General features: G+C 64.6%; 18 protein-coding genes. 16 read left to right on the plus strand and 2 right to left on the minus strand.

What is annotated here, in order from left to right; translation table 11 throughout:
* Window positions 1-2: 2 nt before the first annotated feature.
* A complete protein-coding gene (locus tag MESAU_RS03160) occupies window positions 3-980 on the minus strand; it encodes a GlxA family transcriptional regulator (RefSeq protein WP_015314601.1) in 978 nt (325 codons plus the stop codon).
* 79 nt (window positions 981-1,059) lie between these two features.
* Here MESAU_RS03160 and bcoG point away from each other — a divergent pair, with 79 nt between their 5' ends.
* The 7 genes from bcoG to MESAU_RS03195 all read left to right on the plus strand — a co-directional run bounded on the left by bcoG (window position 1,060) and on the right by MESAU_RS03195 (window position 8,900).
* On the plus strand, window positions 1,060-1,977 hold the full coding sequence (gene bcoG / locus MESAU_RS03165) for a 3-dehydrocarnitine:acetyl-CoA trimethylamine transferase BcoG (protein WP_015314602.1): 918 nt from the start codon (window positions 1,060-1,062) through the stop codon (window positions 1,975-1,977).
* 22 nt (window positions 1,978-1,999) lie between these two features.
* On the plus strand, window positions 2,000-2,629 hold the full coding sequence (locus MESAU_RS03170; RefSeq protein WP_015314603.1) for an HD domain-containing protein: 630 nt from the start codon (window positions 2,000-2,002) through the stop codon (window positions 2,627-2,629).
* Window positions 2,626-3,720 carry a carnitine 3-dehydrogenase gene (locus tag MESAU_RS03175; protein ID WP_015314604.1) on the plus strand — a complete coding sequence of 365 codons (1,095 nt, stop codon included), beginning with the start codon at window positions 2,626-2,628 and terminating at the stop codon, window positions 3,718-3,720. The genes MESAU_RS03170 and MESAU_RS03175 overlap by 4 nt, the downstream gene beginning before the upstream one ends.
* Before the next feature lie 4 nt (window positions 3,721-3,724).
* The gene (locus MESAU_RS03180; protein ID WP_015314605.1) at window positions 3,725-4,888 is read left to right on the plus strand and encodes an acyl-CoA dehydrogenase family protein; all 1,164 of its coding nucleotides are present in this window, start codon (window positions 3,725-3,727) and stop codon (window positions 4,886-4,888) included.
* Between the two features lie 3 nt (window positions 4,889-4,891).
* Window positions 4,892-6,970, plus strand: a complete 2,079-nt coding sequence (locus tag MESAU_RS03185) for an acetate--CoA ligase family protein (RefSeq protein ID WP_015314606.1) — start codon at window positions 4,892-4,894, stop codon at window positions 6,968-6,970.
* Window positions 6,963-7,745 (plus strand): carnitinyl-CoA dehydratase, encoded by a 783-nt coding sequence (locus MESAU_RS03190; RefSeq protein WP_015314607.1) that lies wholly within the window; start codon window positions 6,963-6,965, stop codon window positions 7,743-7,745. Before MESAU_RS03185 ends, MESAU_RS03190 begins: the two co-directional genes overlap by 8 nt.
* Window positions 7,746-7,958: 213 nt before the next feature.
* Entirely contained in the window at window positions 7,959-8,900 is a 942-nt protein-coding gene (locus tag MESAU_RS03195; RefSeq protein WP_015314608.1) for an alpha/beta hydrolase, read from the plus strand.
* Window positions 8,901-8,917: 17 nt separating this feature from the next.
* Here the strand turns inward: MESAU_RS03195 and MESAU_RS03200 are convergent, their stop codons facing one another.
* Complete coding sequence (locus MESAU_RS03200; RefSeq protein ID WP_041163600.1) at window positions 8,918-9,619, minus strand: GntR family transcriptional regulator; 702 nt, start codon at window positions 9,617-9,619, stop codon at window positions 8,918-8,920.
* Window positions 9,620-9,834: 215 nt separating this feature from the next.
* Between MESAU_RS03200 and MESAU_RS03205 the strand changes: the two genes are divergently transcribed.
* The 9 genes from MESAU_RS03205 (at window position 9,835) to MESAU_RS03245 (ending at window position 20,258) form a co-directional block, all read left to right on the plus strand.
* Window positions 9,835-10,875 (plus strand): ABC transporter substrate-binding protein, encoded by a 1,041-nt coding sequence (locus MESAU_RS03205; protein ID WP_015314610.1) that lies wholly within the window; start codon window positions 9,835-9,837, stop codon window positions 10,873-10,875.
* Between the two features lie 74 nt (window positions 10,876-10,949).
* Window positions 10,950-12,035: an ABC transporter ATP-binding protein gene (locus MESAU_RS03210; protein ID WP_015314611.1), complete on the plus strand. Its 1,086-nt coding sequence runs from the start codon at window positions 10,950-10,952 to the stop codon at window positions 12,033-12,035.
* Window positions 12,032-12,958: an ABC transporter permease gene (locus MESAU_RS03215; protein WP_015314612.1), complete on the plus strand. Its 927-nt coding sequence runs from the start codon at window positions 12,032-12,034 to the stop codon at window positions 12,956-12,958. Before MESAU_RS03210 ends, MESAU_RS03215 begins: the two co-directional genes overlap by 4 nt.
* A complete protein-coding gene (locus tag MESAU_RS03220) occupies window positions 12,955-13,755 on the plus strand; it encodes an ABC transporter permease (RefSeq protein WP_015314613.1) in 801 nt (266 codons plus the stop codon). The genes MESAU_RS03215 and MESAU_RS03220 overlap by 4 nt, the downstream gene beginning before the upstream one ends.
* 63 nt (window positions 13,756-13,818) lie before the next feature.
* A complete protein-coding gene (gene ggt, locus MESAU_RS03225; protein WP_015314614.1) occupies window positions 13,819-15,405 on the plus strand; it encodes a gamma-glutamyltransferase in 1,587 nt (528 codons plus the stop codon).
* 260 nt (window positions 15,406-15,665) lie between these two features.
* Window positions 15,666-17,186, plus strand: coding sequence for an acyl--CoA ligase (locus MESAU_RS03230; protein WP_015314615.1), 1,521 nt, complete (start codon window positions 15,666-15,668; stop codon window positions 17,184-17,186).
* Window positions 17,187-17,188: 2 nt separating this feature from the next.
* Window positions 17,189-18,169 (plus strand): 2-dehydropantoate 2-reductase, encoded by a 981-nt coding sequence (locus MESAU_RS03235; RefSeq protein ID WP_015314616.1) that lies wholly within the window; start codon window positions 17,189-17,191, stop codon window positions 18,167-18,169.
* A gap of 755 nt (window positions 18,170-18,924) precedes the next feature.
* Window positions 18,925-19,563 (plus strand): hypothetical protein, encoded by a 639-nt coding sequence (locus tag MESAU_RS03240; RefSeq protein ID WP_245262995.1) that lies wholly within the window; start codon window positions 18,925-18,927, stop codon window positions 19,561-19,563.
* A complete protein-coding gene (locus MESAU_RS03245; RefSeq protein ID WP_015314618.1) occupies window positions 19,560-20,258 on the plus strand; it encodes a hypothetical protein in 699 nt (232 codons plus the stop codon). Before MESAU_RS03240 ends, MESAU_RS03245 begins: the two co-directional genes overlap by 4 nt.
* Window positions 20,259-20,357 lie beyond the last annotated feature (99 nt).

A 20,357-nucleotide genomic window follows, 5' to 3' on the forward strand; every position in this document is an offset into this window, starting at 1 on the left:
ATTCAACCTCGGCGAAGCCTGACAGGGGCTTCGCCAAAAGCCCTTGAAAATGCTCTCGAAAAGGCCGCGGCAGACGAGAACCCCGTCCGCCCGGCGATATCCGCCATGGCGATCCGCGTGTCGACAACGAGCCGGCGCGCGGCGCCCAGGCGCAGCCTGAGATAGTAGGCGCCCGGCGTCTCGCCGATCGACTTGCGAAAGATGCTTTCCAGGGTCCGCGCCGTCACCCCGGCGCGCCTGGCCACCGCGTCGATGGTCAGCGGCTGGTCGACATGCGCTTCCATCAAGCGGATCGCTTGCGCGAGGCGCGGATCGTAGCCGTCGAGCCGGCCGAGCGAGACCAGCGGCTGGGCATCGGTCGCGGCACGCGCCTGGTCGTAGATGAAGACGCTGGCGACATCGAGCGCCACCGCCATGCCGAGCCGCGTGCGAATCAAGTGCAGCATCAAGTCGAAGGTCGGCGAGGCGCCGCCCGAGGTGAACACCGGCCCATCGATGACATAGCGGTCCGGCCGGACATCGACGCCGGGAAAAGCGGACGAAAAATCCTCCATGTCTTCCCAATGGGTGGTGGCGCTGCGGCCCTCCAGCAGGCCGGCGCGCGCCACCAGCCAGGTGCCGGCCTCGACGCCGCCGCACGCGCGGGCCGCCCGCGCCGCCCTCCGCAAGCCTGAAAGCAGGGCCGACGTCGCGTAGTTCTGGGTGCCGAAACCGGCGACGACGACGAGAACGTCGGTTGTCTCCTTGGCGTCGAAACGGCCGCTGACCGCCACCGGCAGGCCGCAGGTGGTAACCGGCGCCTCGCCTGTCACCGAGACCAGCTTGAAGTCGAACAGGGTCTCGCCGGAAATGCGATTGGCGGCCCGCAGCGGGTCGACGGCGGAGGCGACGCACATGATCGAGGAGCCGGAAAACACCAGGAACGTTACCTTGAGGGTCTCACGTTCGGCGCGAAAGACGGATTTTTCGCTTTTGATCATGTCACCTTCGTAAAACGCAAAGCAGCTTTGATCAAGTCGAGCGATGGTAGGGGCTGTTTCGAATGGGAGGAGAGTTTCGATGCCGCTCGCGATGAACCGTGAGGTCTTCATTACCTGTGCCGTGACCGGGTCCGGCGGCTCGCAGGATCGCTCACCCCACGTACCGCGCTCGCCCAAGCAGATCGCCGATTCGGCCATCGACGCGGCCAAGGCCGGCGCTGCCATCGTCCATTGCCATGTGCGCGACCCCGAAACCGGCAAGCCCAGGCGCGACGTGCATCTCTACCGCGAGGTGACCGAGCGCATCCGCGCGGCGGATGTCGACATCATCCTGAACCTCACCGCCGGCATGGGCGGAGACATGGTGTTCGGCTCGCCCGAAGCGCCGCTGCCGCTCAACGAAAAAGGCACCGACATGGGCGGCGCCACCAACCGCATGGAACATGTGCGCCAGTGCCTGCCGGAAATCTGCACGCTCGACTGCGGCACCATGAATTTCGCCGAGGCCGACTATGTCATGACCAACACGCCCGGCATGCTGCGCGCCATGGGCGGCATGATGACGGCGCTCGGCGTCAAGCCCGAGATCGAGGCCTTCGACACCGGGCATCTCTGGTTCGCCAAGCAACTGGTCGAGGAAAAGGTGCTCGATCCGGACGCGCTGGTGCAGCTCTGCATGGGCGTGCCGTGGGGGGCGCCCGACGACCTCAACACCTTCATGGCGATGGTCAACAACGTGCCGTCGACATGGAACTGGTCGGCTTTCGCCATCGGCCGCAATCAGATGGCCTACGCCGCTGCCGCCGTGCTCGCCGGCGGCAATGTCCGCGTCGGCCTCGAGGACAATCTGTGGCTCGACAAGGGCGTGCTGGCGACCAATGCGCAATTGGTCGAGCGTGCCGCCTCGATCGTCACCAATCTCGGCGCCCGGATCCTGGGGCCGGAAGAAGTGCGCAAGAAGCTCAACCTGACCAAGCGAGCGCCGATCGCGGCATAAATTATTCGCAGGGAGGGTCGATATGGCTACTGTAAAATTCACCGCCATGAAGGATGGCGACAGGCAAGACTACGAGTTCCTGACCGCGCACGAGATCGACTACGCGGCCAGGACCGGCGAGCGGCTGCTGGACGCGCTGGTGCAGCTCGACGAAGGCCTGTCCGGCTACAAGATCACCCGGCTGGGTCATTCGCTGCAGGCTGCCACGCGGGCCTGGCGCGACGGCGCCGACACCGACTGGATCGCCTGCGCCGTGCTGCACGACATCGGCGACATCTACGCGCCCTACAATCACGACGAATACGCCGCTTCGATCCTGAAACCTTTCGTGCGCGAGCAATGCACCTGGGTGGTGGAGAAGCATGGCGACTTCCAGCGCCTCTATTACGCCCACCACCTCGGCGGCAATCGCCATGCGCGCGACCGTTTCGCCGGCCATGCCTATTTCGACGATTGCGACCAGTTTTGCGAACGCTGGGACCAGTCGAGCTTCGACCCTGATTATGAGACGCTGCCGATCGACTTCTTCCGGCCGTTCGTGCTCGAAGTCTTCGCCCGCAAAGCCTACGACCCATCGGTCATCCGCGCCGGCGAGCGCGTGCCTCTCACCGATCCCGAAACCGCCAGGACAAGAACCGGAGCCTCTCAATGAGCATCATCAACAAGGCGGCCGCCATCGGCGGCGGTGTCATCGGCGCCGGCTGGGTGGCGCGGCTCCTGCTCAACGGCATCGACGTGTCGATCTTCGATCCCGATCCCGAAGCTTCGCGCAAGGTCTCGGAAGTGATGAAGGGCGCGCGCCGCGCCTATAGGCAGATGGTGCCGGGCGGCCTGCCCAAGGAGGGCAAGCTGACCTTCGCCAAGACCATCGCCGAGGCGGTCGCGGATGCCGACTTCGTCCAGGAAAGCGTGCCGGAACGGCTCGACCTCAAGCACAAGGTGCTGGCCGAGATCGACACCCACGCGCCGGCCAACGCCATCGTCGGTTCGTCGACCTCTGGAATCAAGCCGACCGACATGCAGGTGGCGATGAAGAGGCACCCGGAACGGCTGGTCGTCGGCCATCCGTTCAATCCGGTCTATCTGCTGCCGCTGGTCGAGATCGTCGGCGGCGACCAGACTTTCCCGGAAGCCATCGAAGTCGCCAAGGAGATCTATGCCTCGATCGGCATGAAGCCGGTCGTCATCCGCAAGGAGATCGAGGCTTTCGTCGGCGACCGCCTGCTCGAAGCCGCCTGGCGTGAGGCTCTGTGGCTGATCAAGGATGGCATCTGCACGGTCGAGGAACTCGACGACATCATGCGCTACGGCTTCGGCCTGCGCTGGGCGCAGATGGGCATGTTCCAGGTCTATCGCGTCGCCGGCGGCGAGGCCGGCATGCGCCACTTCATGGCGCAGTTCGGGCCGTGCCTGAAATGGCCGTGGACCAAGCTGATGGACGTGCCGGAGTTCAACGACGAGCTGGTCGACCTGATTGCCACCCAGTCGGACGACCAGGCGCACGGCCTGTCGATCCGCGAGCTGGAAAAGATCCGCGACGACAATCTGGTCGCGATCATGGATGCGCTGTCGAAGCAGAACAAGGGCAAGGGGTGGGGTGCCGGCGCGCTGCACAAGGACTATACGAAGCAACTGGCCAAGCTGGCGGCGAAGAAGCCCGTGGCCTCGAAGGCAGCGGAAAGGGCCAGGGCCGCCAAGCCGGTGAAGAAAGCCGAAAAGCCGAAGAAAAAGAAGAAGGGCTGAGACCATGGATTTCGGTCTTTCGGAAGAGCAGAAACTCATTGTCGAGACGACGCGCGCCTTCGTCGAGAGCGAGCTTTATCCGCACGAGCGCGAGGTCGAGCGCACTGGCGTGCTGCGCCGCGAGCTGATCGAGGAGATCAAGGCGAAGGCGATCGAGGCGGGCCTCTATGCCGCCAACATGCCTGCCGATGTCGGCGGCGCGGGGCTCGATACGGTGACCTGGCTGCTCTACGAGAAGGAACTCGGCCGCGCCAATTACGCACTGCACTGGACCTGCGTGGCGCGCCCCTCCAACATCCTGCTCGCCGGCACGCCGGAGCAGCGCGAAAAATATCTTTTCCCCTGCATCCGCGGCGAGAAATGGGACTGCCTGGCGATGACCGAGCCGGGCGCCGGCTCCGACCTGCGCGGCATGAAGGCGACCGCCGTGCAGGATGGCGACGACTGGGTGCTGAACGGCACCAAGCATTTTATCTCCCACGCCGATCTCGCCGATTTCGCCATCGTCTTCATGGCCTCGGGCGAAGAGGATTCACCGCGCGGAAAGCGCAAGAAGATCACCGCCTTCTTCGTCGACAAGGGCACCAAGGGATTCACGGTGCGCGACGGCTATCGCAACGTCTCGCATCGCGGCTACACCAACGCCATCCTCGAATTCGACGATTGCCGCCTGCCGGCATCCCAGGTTCTGGGCGAGGTGCACAAGGGCTTCGACGTCGCCAATTCCTGGCTCGGCGCCACGCGCCTGCAGGTCGGCGCCACCTGCCTCGGCCGTGCCGAGCGAGCGCTCGGCCATGCGGTCGAATATGCCGCGCAGCGCCAGCAGTTCGGCCAGCAGATCGGCAAATTCCAGGGCGTGTCGTTCAAGCTCGCCGACATGGCGACGGAACTCAAGGCCGCCGACCTGATGGTGTTCGAAGCCGGCTGGAAGTACGATCAGGGAACCGTCACCGACCAGGACATGGCCATGGCCAAGCTGAAGGCCACCGAAATGCTCGCCTTCGTTGCCGACGAGGCCATCCAGATCCATGGTGGCATGGGGCTGATGGATGACCTGCCGCTGGAGCGCATCTGGCGCGACGCCCGCGTCGAGCGCATCTGGGAAGGCACGTCGGAGATTCAGCGACATATTATTTCGCGGGCGCTGCTGCGTCCGTTCGGGGCTTGATCGATGCATAAACTTGAACGCCTCCTGCGCCCCAAATCGATCGCCGTGTTCGGCGGCGTGCAGGCCGCCGCCGTCGTCGCGCAATCGATCAAGATGGGCTTTGCCGGCGAGATCTGGCCGGTGCACCCAACCAAGGACGAAGTGGCCGGACGCAAGGCCTACCGATCCGTCGCCGATTTGCCCGGCGCGCCGGACGCCGCCTTTGTCGGCGTCAACCGGCACCTCACCATCGAGGTGGTCAAGGCGCTGGCCGAACGCGGCGCCGGCGGCGCCGTCTGCTTTGCCGCCGGCTTCCTCGAGACCGAGGCCTATGACGAGGACGGCGAAAGGCTGCAGGCCGAACTGGTGGCCGCCGCCGGCCAGATGCCGATCATCGGACCGAACTGCTACGGCCTGATCAATTATGCGGACGGCGCGCTTTTGTGGCCAGACCAGCATGGCGGCATCAGGCTGGAAGGCGGCGGCAAGGGTGTCGCCATCATCACCCAGTCGTCCAACATCGCCATCAACATGACGATGCAGAAGCGCGGCCTACCGATCGCCTTCCTGATGACCGCCGGCAACCAGGCGCAGACCGGCCTGTCCGAAATGGCGCTCGGCCTGATCGAGGACGAGCGCGTCACCGCGCTTGGCCTGCACATCGAGGCGTTCGATTCGGTAGCCGGCTTCGAGCGCCTGGCGGCAAGGGCACGTGAGCTCAAGAAGCCGATCATCGCTATGAAGGTCGGCCGCTCCGAGCAGGCGCGGCAGGCAACCGTCTCGCACACGGCGTCACTCGCCGGCTCGGACGCTGCTTCCGGCGCCTTCCTGAAGCGGCTTGGCATCGCTCGCGTCGATTCCATCCCCTCCTTCATCGAGGCGCTGAAGCTGCTGCACATCACCGGCCCGCTGCCTGGCTATACCTTGTCGTCGATGAGCTGTTCGGGCGGCGAGGCATCGGTCATGGCCGACAGCGCCGAAGGCCGATGGGTCAACTTCCCGGTCCTGAACGACACCCATCGCGCCCATGTCAAATCGACGCTCGGGCCGCTGGTCGCGGTGGCCAATCCCCTGGACTATCACACCTTCATCTGGAACAACGAGCCGGCGATGACCGCCACCTTCACCGCCATGGTGTCGGGCGGCTTCGACCTCAACATGCTGGTGCTCGACTTCCCGCGTCCCGATCGCTGCTCGGTGACCGACTGGTGGGCGACGCTGCGCGCCTTCGAATCGGCGCTAAAGACCAACAAGGCGCATGGCGCCATCGTCTCCTCGTTGCCGGAGAACCTGCCGGAGGAATACACCGCCGAGCTGATGGCGCGGGGCATGGTGCCGCTGTTCGGCATTTCCGAGGCGATGGATGCGGCCCAAGCCGCGGCCTTCATCGGCTGGGCCTGGCGCGAACCGCAGGCGCAGCCGGTGGATACATCGGCGTCGGGCGCGGCCGGTGGCGATCATGTTACGCCCGACGAGGCGCAAGCCAAGGCGCGGCTGATCAAGGCCGGGCTTCCAGTGCCAAAAGGCGAACGCGCCGGCAATGCGGTCGAAGCGGTGATCTCGTCGATGGCGCTCGGCTTTCCCGTCGCCCTGAAGGCGCTTGGCGTCACCCACAAGTCCGAGGTCGGCGCCGTCAGGCTGAACCTCAAGGACGCCGAATCGGTCAGCACCGCGGCGCATGACCTGTTGCCGCTCGGCACCGGGCTCTATGTCGAGCGCATGGTGCGCGACGGCGTCGCCGAACTGATCGTCGGCTTCACCCGCGACCCGATGTTCGGCGCCGTGATGACGCTGGGCACCGGCGGCGTGCTGGTCGAATTGCTGCGCGACAGCGTCACGCTGATGCTGCCGGCAACGCGCGACGACATCGAGGCCGCACTGCGCGGCCTGAAACTGTTCCCGCTGCTCGAAGGCTATCGCGGTCGGCCGAAGGCCGATCTCGCGGCCGCCATCGACGCCATCGCGGGCATTGCCGGCTTCGTGCAGGAGAATGCCGGCGAGATCGAGGAACTCGACATCAATCCACTGATCGTCTGCTCCGAGGGCAAGGGTGCCTGGATCGCCGATGCATTGCTGGTGCTGGGAGAAAACAAGAATGCCTGACGTCATTTCGACCCGCCGCGAAGGCTTGATCCTCGAGGTCACGCTCGACCGCCCCAAGGCCAATGCCATCGATCTGAAAACATCGCGGCTGATGGGCGAAACCTTCAAGGCGTTCCGCGACGATCCCGACCTGCGCGTCGCCATCGTCAAGACCGCCGGCGACAAGTTCTTCAGCGCCGGCTGGGACCTGAAGGCCGCCGCGAGCGGCGACGCGGTCGACGGCGACTATGGCGTCGGCGGTTTCGCCGGTCTGCAGGAACTGCGCGACCTGAACAAGCCGGTCATCGCCTGCGTCAACGGCATGGCGGTGGGCGGCGGCTTCGAGCTGGCGCTGTCCTGCGATCTCATCTACGCCTCCGATCATTCCTCCTTCGCGCTGCCCGAAATCCGCGCCGGCACGCTGGCCGACGCGGCGACGATCAAGCTGCCGAAGCGCATCCCCTATCATGTCGCCATGGACCTTTTGCTCACCGGCCGCTGGATGGATGTCGCCGAGGCGCATCGCTGGGGCCTGGTCAACGAGGTGCTGCCCAAGGAAAAGCTCGAGGACCGCGTCTGGGAGATCGCCCGGCTGCTCGCCAGCGGCCCGCCGCTGGTGTTCGCAGCGATCAAGGAGACCGCGCGGGTGGCGGAATCGCTGACCTTCCAGGAGGCGATGAACAAGGTGACGCGCCGGCAACTGCCGACGGTCGATGCGCTGTACGGTTCCGAGGACAATATGGAAGGTTTCCGCGCGTTTGCGGAGAAGCGGGAGCCGGTTTGGAAGGGGAAATAATTCAGAGATGACGGCGCCTGTCACCCCCCTCTGCCCTGCCGGGCATCTCCCCCGCAAGGGGGGAGATCGGATGACGTTTCCGCCTTCGCCAATCGCCAGCGCTGCGACAAAAGCACCGCAGGCGAAGCTGCCAATCTCCCCCCTTGCGGGGGAGATGGCCGGCAGGCCAGAGGGGGGTGCCTGGGCTCGATCTTCGAAGTCGGTCCAAGCAGCATGACCGACTACATCAAACTCATCGACGCCGAGACCTGGGCCTTCATCGAGCGGACGAATTCCTATTATCCGCCCGACACGATCGATTACACGATCGCGCAGCAGCGCGAGATCTACGATCGCATGTGCCGCGAGTTCTTTGCCGGCTATCCGCAAGGCGTGACGGCCGAGACGACCGCTATTGCCGGGCCGGCATGCGATGTCCCGATGCGCATCTACCGCAACGCAAAGCCGGACCATGCCGCCATGGTGCTCTACCTCCATGGCGGGGGCTTCATCCTCGGCGGGCTGGACAGCCATGACGACGTCTGCGCCGAGCTTTGCGGCCGCACCGGTTATGAGGTGGTCTCGGTCGACTACCGGCTGGCGCCGGAGCATCTGCATCCGGCCGCTTTCGAGGATGCGATGAGCGCCATCGAATGGGCCGCCGGGACCTACGACCGCCCGGTCTTGCTGTGCGGCGACAGCGCCGGCGGCAATCTTTGCGCCGCCGTTGCGCACGCGACACGTGGCCACGCGAAAAAGCCGATCGGCCAGGTGCTGATCTATCCCGGCCTCGGCGGCGATCGCGCGCGCGGCTCCTATGTGACGCATGCCGAAGCGCCGATGCTGACGGTGCGCGACCTTGAATTCTACAAACACATCCGTACCGGCGGCGTGGACCAGACCGGTGACATCACGCTTTATCCGCTGGCCGATGCCGATTTCGCCAATCTGCCGCCGACCGTGCTGATTACCGCCCAGTGCGACCCGCTGTCATCCGATGGCGAGGCTTATCGCGACCGCATCGTCGCGGCGGGCGGGCGCGCCGCCTGGTTCGAGGAGCCCGGCCTGGTGCACGGCTATCTCAGGGCCCGGCATGCCGTTGGCCGCGCCCGCGCGAGCTTCACCCGGATCGTCGACGCGGTGGCCACGCTCGGAAAGGGCGCCTGGACCTGGTAGGATGAATGGCTGTCCGCTCAGGACGCCTTGGCCAGGAAGCTCTGATAATCCGATTTCGCCTGCAGCAGGCGCAGCACGTTCTCGCGCGAACCGCGCACATGCGCGCGGGCCAGCGCGCCGGCGCGGCTGATATCATTTGCGCAGATCGCCTCGACGATCTCGGCGTGTTCGTCGCGGGCGATCTTCCATTCATCGAGCCACAAGAGTTCGGTCCAGACATAGTGCTGGCACTTGTCGAGGATGCCGCACAGCATGCCATGCAGCATGACATTGCCGCTGATCTCGGCAATGACGCGGTGGAGATCGATGCCGACCTCCAGCTCCTGGAATTTTTCCCGCGTCGTGCGGTCGGGAATGGCGGCCAGCCGCTCGCATTCGGCCAGCATGGCGCGCAGCCGCGCCTTGTCCTTCTCGGTCGCGGCGGCCGCCGCCAGTTCGGTCGCATGACCGTCGAGCAGTTCGCGGATGGCGAAGGCCTCGCGGAACATGTTGATGTCGAACTCGGTGACGGCATAGCCCTGGCGCGGCCGGCCGGTGACCAGCCCGTCGCGCTCCAGGCGGTTGAAGGCTTCGCGCACGGGGGTGCGGCTGACATTGAGTTTCGCCGCGATGTCGCTTTCGGTGACGCGTGAACCCGGCGAAATCTGGCCGGTCACGATCATCGCCTTGAGCGCGGAATAGACCGAGTCGCGCAGCGTGTTTTTTGGTTCCTTGGCCAAGTTCCGTTTCCAGTTCTCCGGCCGCTTTAGCCGGACATCGCCTCGTTTGTAGTCGCAGTCGGCGTAATTTGCCACGCCCCGCGGCGCCGTTCCCGCCGTCCAACCGATCGCGCCCGTCGCAGTTGACAACACCGATCTCTCGGCTACATTCTAAATTGTATACAAAATCGCATGCCAAATCAAAAACAAATGGGAACACCGGTCGGAGAACCGAAATGAACAGGACCACCAGCTTTAGAACTCTAGCGATAGCCGGGCTCATTGCCTCCGTGGCAGTGCCCGCGGTCGCCGCCGACACGATCACCGTCGCCTCATGGGGCGGCACCTATCAGGAGGCACAGACCAAGGCCTTCTTCAAGCCGACCGCCGATGCGCTCGGCATCACCATCAAGGAAGACACGACCAACGGCCTCGATGACGTACGCCTGCAGGTGACCGGCAATGCGGTGAAATGGGACATCACCGAACTCGGCGCCGACGAATGCGCGCGCGGCTCGAAGGAAGGGCTGTTCGAAAAGCTGGATTACGGCATCATCGACAAGAGCGGCATCAACCCCAAGCTGGTGCATGACGATTGGGTCGGCATTTCCTACACGTCCGTCGTGCTGATCTACCGGACCGACGTCTTCGGCGACAAGGGCCCGAAGACATGGGCCGACTTCTGGAACGTGGAAAAGTTTCCGGGACGGCGTGCGCTGAGCAGCAGCCAGGCGACGGAGACGCTGAGCGTCGCAGCGCTTGCCTCCGGCCTGCCGATCGACAAGGTCTATCCCGTCGACATCGACGGCGCGCTGAAATCGGTCGACAAGATCCGTGGCCATGTCGACGCCTGGTGGACCTCCGGCGCCCAGGCCATGCAACTGGTGAAGGATGGCGAAGTCGACATGGCGAGCATCTGGAACGGCCGCGCCGGCACTTTGAAGAAGGAAGGCGCGCCGGTCAGCTTCTCCTTCGACCAGGGCGTGCTCACCGCCGATTGCATGGTCATCCCCAAGGGCGCCAAGAACAAGGACGCGGCGATGAAGGCGCTGGCCATGTTCGTCAGCCCGCAACTGCAGGCCAATCTGCCGCTCTATGTCGACAATGGACCGGTGAACGAGAAGGCCTTCGAAACCGGCAAGATCCCGCCGGAGCGGATCAAGGACATCAATTCGGCGCCCGAAAACGTCAAGAAGCAGGTGTTGCAGGATGCCGCATTCTGGCGCGACAACCTCGTCGAGGCGACGGAGAAGTTCAACAACCTGATCCAGCAATAGGCCGGAATCCTGACATTGCGGGACGGCACCAGCGCCGCCCCGCTGCTTCAGTCTCTGCCTCGGAGATAACGATCTTGTCCATTGCACCATCCGCGCTGCCGATCGGCATGCGCGCGATCGAGAAACGATTTGGCAGCGTGCCGGTGCTGCGCGACCTGAACCTCGATGTCGAGGCCGGCGAGTTCCTGACGCTGCTTGGGCCCTCGGGCTCGGGCAAGACGACGCTGCTGATGATCCTGGCCGGTTTCGTGCGAGCCAATGGCGGATCGATCAAGGTCGGCGGCGACGAGATCATCACCACGCCACCGCACCGGCGCAATATCGGCATGGTGTTCCAGAACTATGCGCTGTTTCCGCATATGAACGTCTTCCACAACATCGCCTTTCCGCTGAAGCAGCGCGGCGTCGGTGTGACAGAGACAGCGCAGCGGGTGGAGAAGGCGCTGGAGCTGGTGAAGCTGCAGGGCCTGGCCGAGCGCCGGGTAGACCAGCTTTCCGGCGGCCAGCGCCAGCGCGTGGCCCTGGCGCGCGCCATCGTCTTCGAGCCGCGCATCGTCTTGATGGATGAACCGCTGTCGGCGCTCGACAAGGGCCTGCGCGAGCATATGCAGATCGAATTGCGTGCGCTTCATCGCCGTCTCGGCATGACGACGGTCTATGTCACGCACGACCAGCGCGAAGCCATCACCATGTCGGACCGTATCGCGGTGATGAACGGTGGCCGCATCGAACAGCTCGACAGGCCCGAAACGCTTTATGCCGCGCCGAAGACGCAATTCGTAGCCGGCTTCATCGGCGAATCGAACTTCATCCCGGTCGAAAGCCGCAATGGCTCGGTCTGGTATGAGGACAGGCTGATCCAGACCGGCGCACCGACGCCGCCGGCCGGTCCGCATCTGATGGTGGTGCGGCCGGAGAAGCTGCGGCTGGTCACGGCATCCGACCCGTCGACCGGCGTCAATGTGCTCGATGCGACGGTCAGCGACATCATCTACCAGGGCGACAGTTTCGTCTGCTATGCCAGCCTGCGCGACGGCCGCCAGCTGACGCTGCGCGACTATTGCCGCAGCGACGTGCTGGCAAGGCTGCCGGCGCCCGGCCAGCCGATCACGCTCGGCCTCGATGCCAAGGACACGATCCTGGTGGCGGCCGAGGGATGAGCGCGCAGTCCGCCTTCCTGACGGAGACCGCCAGTCCGGCGGGGCAGGACCTGAACGCGCAGGCCCTGCGCGCCGATGCGCGGCGCGAGTCATTGCGGCTGCTGGCGCTGCTGGCGCCGAGCCTGTTCCTTGTCTGCGCGATCATCATCGTGCCGATCGGCTGGCTGTTCTGGCTGTCGCTGTTCGACGAGACCGGCGCCTTGAGCGCCGCCAACTATGCGCGTTTCTTCGAGCAGGCCTCCTACATCAGGACCTTCATCACGACCTTCGAGGTCGCCTTCATCGTCACCGGCGCCTGCGTGCTAACAGGCTATCCCCTGGCCTACATGTTGTCGCAGCTGCCGCGCCGGGCCGCATCGATCTGCCTGATCTTCGTCATCCTGCCGTTCTGGACGTCGGTGCTGGTGCGCACCTATGCCTGGCTGGTGATCCTGCAGCGCAAGGGCCTGATCAACAGCTGGCTGATCGATCTCGGCGTGATCAGCCAGCCGCTGTCGCTGGCCAACAATTTTTCGGGCGTCGTCATCGGCATGACGCATATATTGCTGCCGTTTCTGGTTTTGCCGCTCTATGCCTCGATGAAGACGATCGACACCGACTGCCTGCGCGCCGGCATGAACCTCGGCGCCGGCCCGGCCGCCACCTTCCGGCAGATCTTCTTTCCGCTGTCGGTGCCGGGCCTCGCCTCGGGCGTGGTCATCGTCTTCGTGCTGTGCCTCGGTTTCTTCGTGACGCCGGCGCTGATGGGTGGCGGCAAGGTGGTGATGTGGGCGATGCGCATGGAACAGACCACCAGCCTCTATTCCAACTGGGGCGCCGGTGCGGCGCTCGGCGTGGTGCTGCTGGTGGTCACGCTGGCGCTTCTCGGCCTGTTCCAGTGGCTGCTCGGCGCGCGGGCCACCGGCGTATGGAGTTCGCGATGAGTGAAGATATCGGATTGCCGATCTCGCACCGGCAACGGCTGTGGCTCTACGCCTTCGGCGGCCTCGTGCTGTTGTTCCTGATCGCGCCGTCGGTCATCATCGTCATCATGTCGTTCTCGGATTCGACGCTGCTGCAGTTCCCGCCGCGGCAATGGTCGCTGCGCTGGTATGAAAGCTATTTCCAGTCGCTGGAATGGCGCGATGCCACCATCGTGTCGCTGAAGGTCGCGGTCATGACCGCGCTGGTGGCGACCCCGCTCGGCACTGCCGCCGCCTATGCTATCAACCGGGGCACGCTGCGCTTCAACGGCGCGATCAACGCGCTGCTGACGGCGTCGCTGATCATCCCGGTGATCCTGGTCGGCATCGGCACCTTCTTCCTCTATGCGCGCATCGGCCTCAACAACACGCTGACCGGCCTGGTCATCGCGCATACGGTGCAGGCGCTGCCGCTGGTGGTGCTGACGGTGCTGTCGGGCCTGCGCTCCTACGACATGAACCAGGAGCGGGTGGCGCGCAGCCTGGGTGCGGGGCGCATCGCCGCCTTCTGGCAAGTGACGATGCCGCAGATCCGCTTCTCGATCGTCTCGGGTGCGCTGTTTGCCTTCATCACCTCCTTCGACGAAGTTGTCGTCTCGCTGTTCATCTCGGGCGGGGAGACCACGACACTGACACGCCGCATGTTCAACGCGCTGCGCGACCAGATCGACCCGACCATCGCCGCCATCTCGACCTGCCTGATCGTGCTGTCTGTCGCGCTGTTGTCACTGGCGCAGATCTTCGGCCGCCGGCATTGATTTCATCGGACCCATTCGCTTCAAGTGACCCATTTTTTCAGGACACCGGGATACCCAGACCAGATGCGTGATTTCCAGTTTCCCGGCCGCTCGCCGGTTCGTGCCACGGAAGCGATTGCCGCAACATCGCATCCGCTTTCGACGCTCGCGGCCATCGAGATGCTGCGCGCCGGCGGCAATGCCATGGATGCCGCCATCTGCGCCGCCGCCGTGCAGGGCGTGGTCGAGCCGCAATCGACGGGGATAGGCGGCGATTGCTTTGTCCTCTACTGCCCCAAGGGGCAAAGCGAAGTGCTGGCTTTCAACGGCTCGGGGCGTGCACCGGCGGCCGCGACCGTCGACTGGTATCGCGACAAGGGGTTTAGCGAGCTTCCCAAACAGGGGCCGCATGCGGTGACCGTGCCGGGCGCCATCGACGCCTGGTGCAGGCTGCTGGAGGACCATGGCAGCAAGGGCCTGGCCGAAGTGCTGGCGCCGGCGATCCACTATGCCGAGAACGGCTATGTCGTGCACGACCGCGTCGCCTTCGACTGGGCCGAACCCGAAACCGATCTTTCCGCCGACGAGCATGCCGCGCGCATCTTCCTGCCGGGCGGCATGGCACCGAAGGCCGGCGACGTGCACAAGCAGCCGGCGTTGGCCGCCACTCTCCGGGTGATCGCCAAACAGGGCCGCGCCGGGTTCTACGAAGGCGCGGTCGCCGACGACATGGTGCGCCGGCTCAAGGAGCTGGGCGGGCTGCACACGGCGGACGATTTCGCCGCGACCAGGGGCGACTATGTGGCGCCGGTGAGCGTCAGCTATGGCGGCCACGAGATCCACCAGATGCCGCCGAACAACCAGGGGCTGACGGCGCTTTTGATGCTGAACGTGCTATCGGGCTTCAAGCTCGATGGGCTCGACCCTAACGGCGCCGAGCGCCTGCACCTGGAGATCGAGGCCGGGCGGCTGGCCTATCGCGACCGCGACCGTTTCGTCGGCGACCAGGACCATGTCCCGGTGCCGGTGAGGCAGCTTCTCTCGGCCGCCTATGCCGACCGGCTGCGCGCCGAGATCGACCGCGAGCGCGCCATGACCCATTTGCCCGACGTGCAGCTGCCGGGCAGCGACACGGTCTATATCTCGATCGTCGACCGCGACCGCAACGCGGTCTCCTTCATCAACTCGACCTATTATTCGTTCGGCAGCGGCGTCGTCGGTCCCAAGACCGGCGTCGTGCTGCAGAACCGCGGCTCGAGCTTCCGCCTCGATCCGGCCCACCCCAACGCCATCGCGCCCAGCAAGCGGCCGATGCACACGATCATGCCCGGCATGGCGACCAAAAACGGCCGCGTGGTGATGCCGTTCGGCGTCATGGGCGGCGGCTACCAGCCCTTCGGCCATGTCCATCTTCTGACCAACATGATCGATTTCGGCATGGACCCGCAGCAAGCGCTCGACGCGCCGCGCGTGTTCTACAATGACGGTATGGTGGAGGCGGAGCGCAACGTGCCCGCCGAGGCGGTCGAAGGCCTGCGGCGGCGCGGCCACGCGATCACCGAGCCGCACCATCCGCTCGGCGGCGGCCAGGCGGTGCTGATCGACTGGGAAAAGGGAACGCTGACGGGGGCATCCGATCCGCGCAAGGACGGGATGGCGCTGGGGTATTGAGGGGATGGGCAGGGCAACTACCGGGCGCTGGCGCTGCCCCTCACCTGCCTGCCGGCATCCTCTCCCCGTATAGTGACGGGGAGAGGGGACACTGTCATCGACGGTTTCGCCAATCGCCCATGCTGAACAGGCGCCGAGGCCGAAACTGCCCCTTTCTCCCCGTCCCTATACGGGGAGAAATGCCCGGCAGGGCAATGAGGGGCGGCGCTGACATCAGATGGACTTTCGCAAGCCATAGTCTTGAAACATAGCTGGTGACCATGACCCAAATCCACACAGACCTTTCCCACCGCCTCGTCGCCGGCGCCGACGACGCGCCGGCGATCCTGGCGCCCGACAGGCCGACGCTGACCCATGGCAGGCTGCGCGCGCTGATCGCCACCACCGCCACGCAGCTCCATGCACGCGGCATCGGCCGAGGCGACCGGGTGGCGATCGTGCTGCCCAACGGGCCGGAGATGGCGACGGCTTTCATCGCTGTCGCCGCCACAGCCTCGACGGCGCCGCTCAACCCCGCCTACCGGGCGGACGAGCTCGATTTCTACCTGACCGACATCGGCGCCAAGGCGATCCTGGTCGCCGAGACCGAGACTGGCCCTGCCGTGACTGTGGCCGAGCGCCTCGGCATTGGCGTGCTGCGGCTTGTCGTGCCGCCAGACGCGCCGGCCGGCAGCTTCACCATCGAAGGCGCGGCGATCGGACCGCAAGCGGCGCCCGCCAAGGCCGGGGACGGCGACATCGCGCTTCTGCTGCACACCTCCGGCACGACGTCACGCCCCAAGCTGGTGCCGCTCAGCCATGCCAATGTCGCGGCCTCCGCCCGCCATATCGGCGCCACGCTCGGCCTGACGGCGGATGACCGCTGCCTCAACATCATGCCGCTGTTCCACATCCATGGGCTGATCGCGGCGGTGCTGTCGTCGCTGGCATCCGGCGGCAGCATCTATTGCACGCCGGGCTTCAACGCGCTGCGCTTCTTCCAGTGGCTGAGCGACGCCGGGCCGAGCTGGTACACGGCGGTGCCGACCATGCACCAGGCGATCCTGGCGCGCGCGGCGCGCAACGCCGAAGCATTGGCGGCGGCACGCCTGCGTTTCATCCGCTCGTCCTCGGCCTCGCTGCCGGCGCAGGTGATGGCCGAGCTCGAGGCGACCTTCGGCTGCCCAGTCATCGAGTCCTACGGGATGACCGAGGCCGCGCACCAGATGGCGTCGAACCGGCTGCCGCCCGGCCTGCGCAAGCCGGGCAGCGTCGGTGCGGCCGGCGGACCCGAGGTTGCGGTGATGGCGCCGGACGGCCGGCTGATGCAGGCCGGCGAAACGGGCGAGATCGTCATTCGCGGCCCCAATGTCACCTCAGGCTACGAGAAGAACCCGGACGCCAACGCCACGGCCTTCGCGCATGGCTGGTTCCACACCGGCGACCAGGGCGTGCTCGACGATGACGGCTATCTCAGGGTCACCGGCCGGCTGAAGGAGATCATAAACCGCGGCGGCGAGAAGATCTCGCCGCTCGAGGTCGACAATGTGCTGATGGACCACCCGGCGGTGGCGCAGGTCGTCACCTTCGCCATGCCGCATGACAAGCTCGGCGAGGACGTGGCAGCGGCCGTGGTGCTGCGCGAAGGCATGAGCGCCAGCGAGGGCGATATTCGCGCCCACGCGGCGATGCGGCTCGCCGACTTCAAGGTGCCGCGCAAGGTGCTGATCCTGGACGAGATCCCCAAGGGCGCGACCGGCAAGCTGCAACGCATTGGGCTCGCCGCCAAGCTCGGGCTCTGATCATGAAGATCACCATCTTCGGCGCCGGCGCCATCGGCGGCTACCTCGCGGCCAAGCTGGCGATTGCCGGCCGCACCGAGCTGTCGATCGTCGCCCGCGGCGCGCATCTCGACGCGATCAAGGCCAGCGGCCTGCGCCTGATCGAGGACGGCAAGGAAACGACCGCCCCGGTCAGGGCCGCCGCCAAGGCTGAAGAGCTTGGCGAACAGGACTATGTCGTGCTGGCGCTGAAGGCGCATTCTGTCGCGCCCGCGCTCGACCAGATCGCCCCGCTGCTTGGGGACCACACAGCGGTCGTCACCATGCAGAACGGCGTTCCCTGGTGGTATTTCCATAAAACCCTCGGCGCGCTCGAAGGCACGAGGCTGCAGCAGGTCGATCCCGGCGGCACTATCTGGGACCGGCTCGGCCCGCGTCGTGTCATCGGCTCGGTGGTCTACCCCGCCGTCGAGGTCGATGCGCCCGGCCTGATCCGCCATGTCGAAGGAAAACGCTTCTCGCTCGGCGAACCCTCGGGCGAGAAGAGCGAAAGGGTCACGCTCCTGGCCGGCGAGATGGTCAAGGCCGGCTTGCAGGCGCCGGTGCGCGAGGACATACGCGCAGAGATATGGATAAAATTGTGGGGCAACCTCTCCTTCAACCCGATCTCGGCGCTGACCGGCTCGACGCTTGCCGCGATCGTCGCCGACGAGGGCACCCGCATGCTCGCCCGCGCCATGATGCTGGAAGCGCAGGCGATCGGCGAAAGCCTCGGCGTGCGCTTCCCCATAGACGTCGACCGCCGCATCAAGGGCGCCGGCGACGTCGGCGAGCACAAGACCTCGATGTTGCAGGACCTGGAACGCGGCAGGCCCATGGAGATCGACGCGCTGGTAGGCGCCGTGCAGGAGCTTGGGCGACTGACGGGCAAGCCGACGCCGGCGATCGATGGGGTGCTGGCGTTGGTGAAGAGGCTGGCGGTGGAGCGGGGGGGTTATGGGTGAATAGGAACCCGACATCGGTTAGTGCCTGCCGTCCCGAATGACCGGAGAGAGACGTCCATAACTCTACCGGTTGGACGGCCGCTTTGCGCCTCATCTCGATTATCGAAGTCAGCTGTGCCGCCGCCGAAAAGCGGGCGTTGGTGACGACGCATCAGACGTGACGGGTGCGCCAGGACCGTACCTAGCCGTAACCCATGTGTGATGTCGACTTGTCCTTAGTTCCCGCTTGTAAAGCGTTGCAGGGCCAAGGTTCCACAGCCGGTAGGCACGATCGGGCTCGGCCAAGCCGCGGCCGGGTTCTGTCAAGATATTTGCGCTCCGACGCGGAGTGGATAGCTGCTTCTGCCGACTTTTTTCCGCAAGGTGGAGAAAAACAGTTGGCGACCTACTTCAGAAGGTAGGAACGAACGCTGACTTCAGATTGAAAGGAACGCGCAATGCCGAAGACTACGATTTACCCTTGGTACGCCAAGGACGGGGAAGAGGCCGTGGCCCGCTTCTCCCGAGATCTTTTCCAATAGCGCATTTGGTGCCAATCACCGTGCACGCTCGCCACCGTGACCAAGTGATCCGCTGTACTTCGGTCTTCCGCTTGCAATGCTTCCCTGCTTAATTCGAGGAAATTTGCACAATTATAAGGTTGCGGCATGATACCAATCTACATCGGCTATGATCCACGGGAATCCCGCGTTCTAGACGTAGCGCGATGGAGCGCTTATCGGCGGACAAGCACGCCGTTGCAGATACTACCATTGGTGCTCAAAGACCTTGAAGCCCAAGGAATTATGAAGCGACCGATGGTGGTACGGGATGGTAAGCTCTGGTGCCCGATTTCCGAGGCACCGATGGCGACAGAGTTTGCCATATCGCGCTTTGCCGTTCCGTTTATAAGGCAAGGCGGCTGGGCCATGTTCTGCGATTGTGATGTCCTGTTTCTGAAGGATCCAGCCAAGCTGCTCGATCTAGTCGATCCTTCCTACGCGATTATGGCGGTTAAGCACCAGCAACGCGAATCCGAAGCGGTCAAGATGGACGGACAAATGCAGACGTTCTATCGCCGCAAAAACTGGTCGTCGGTCGTTTTGTGGAATCTAGATCATCCCTCCAACAAACGGCTGACCAACGAGATGCTCAATACGTGGCCTGGACGTGACCTCCACGCCTTCAAATGGCTTGAGGACCACGAGATCGGGGAATTGCCTCTGGCATGGAACTACCTCGTAGGGGCTTCGGCTTCGGAACTCGATCCCGCCGATGTCTCGCTGGCGCACTACACGCTCGGCGGCCCTTGGTTTGCGGGTTGGTCCGGCACCACGCAATGGGACGAATTGTGGAGGCGAGAAGAGAGAATTCTGCGCGCGTTTGAGGAACATGCCGTTCAGGTTCCCGCATGAAAACTCCGCTTTTGGATTTCTTGCCAATCTTCTCAAAGCCAACTCTTCGGTTGCCCAGGGCCACTGGTCCCGCCTTGGTGATGGGGTCGGCGCCGAATTTTCGCCTCCCGGAGGGACATGGTGTCGATTGGGCACTTGTGACCGTCAATGCTTCCCAGCTTTTGGCGGAAACGTTCGGCCTCCGCCTTCCTGATATCGCAGTCATCCGCCGCGGCATTTTAGTCGGCGCGAGCGAACAGGACTTCTACAAGCGCGATTTGTTAAAGGGACGGCAGGCGAAACATCTGATCGTGCCGGTTTGGCCGGACGTTGAAGACAAGCTGAAAGCTGGTTGTCGCACCTTCAATTATGGTTTTGATACCTTGCAGGCGCTCACCAAATGGCAACTTGCCAACATCGTCTGGCGGCTTAGCGGCAAATATCATGTGTCCCGCGGCTGGCACCGGAAAATCTCCACCGGAGCCTTCGCGATCATGTTGACGCGTTTCGCCGGCTTCGCCCCTGTTGTAGTCAGCGGGTTTTCCCTGTCCCAGGCTGGGCATGGATACGACACCCGAAATGCCTTTCGATATCATGCCGACGAAGATGCGGAGTTGCTTCGCCTGGTAGTGAGTAGAGGCGAGCCAATCTACGCGGAGGATAGGGACTTCGCCGCGGAAACTGGATTGCCCTTATGGCAGGGACAGATGCCATGACGAGTGCTTCTTAGGGAAGCTTGCAACATGGGCTGTCCCGAACGCTATAGCAAAGATGATCTAGCTCCGGTGGTGAAAAGAGATATCCATTTCTCGGAG

It is taken from the genome of Mesorhizobium australicum WSM2073, assembly GCF_000230995.2.
In the GTDB taxonomy this organism is placed as follows: domain Bacteria; phylum Pseudomonadota; class Alphaproteobacteria; order Rhizobiales; family Rhizobiaceae; genus Mesorhizobium; species Mesorhizobium australicum.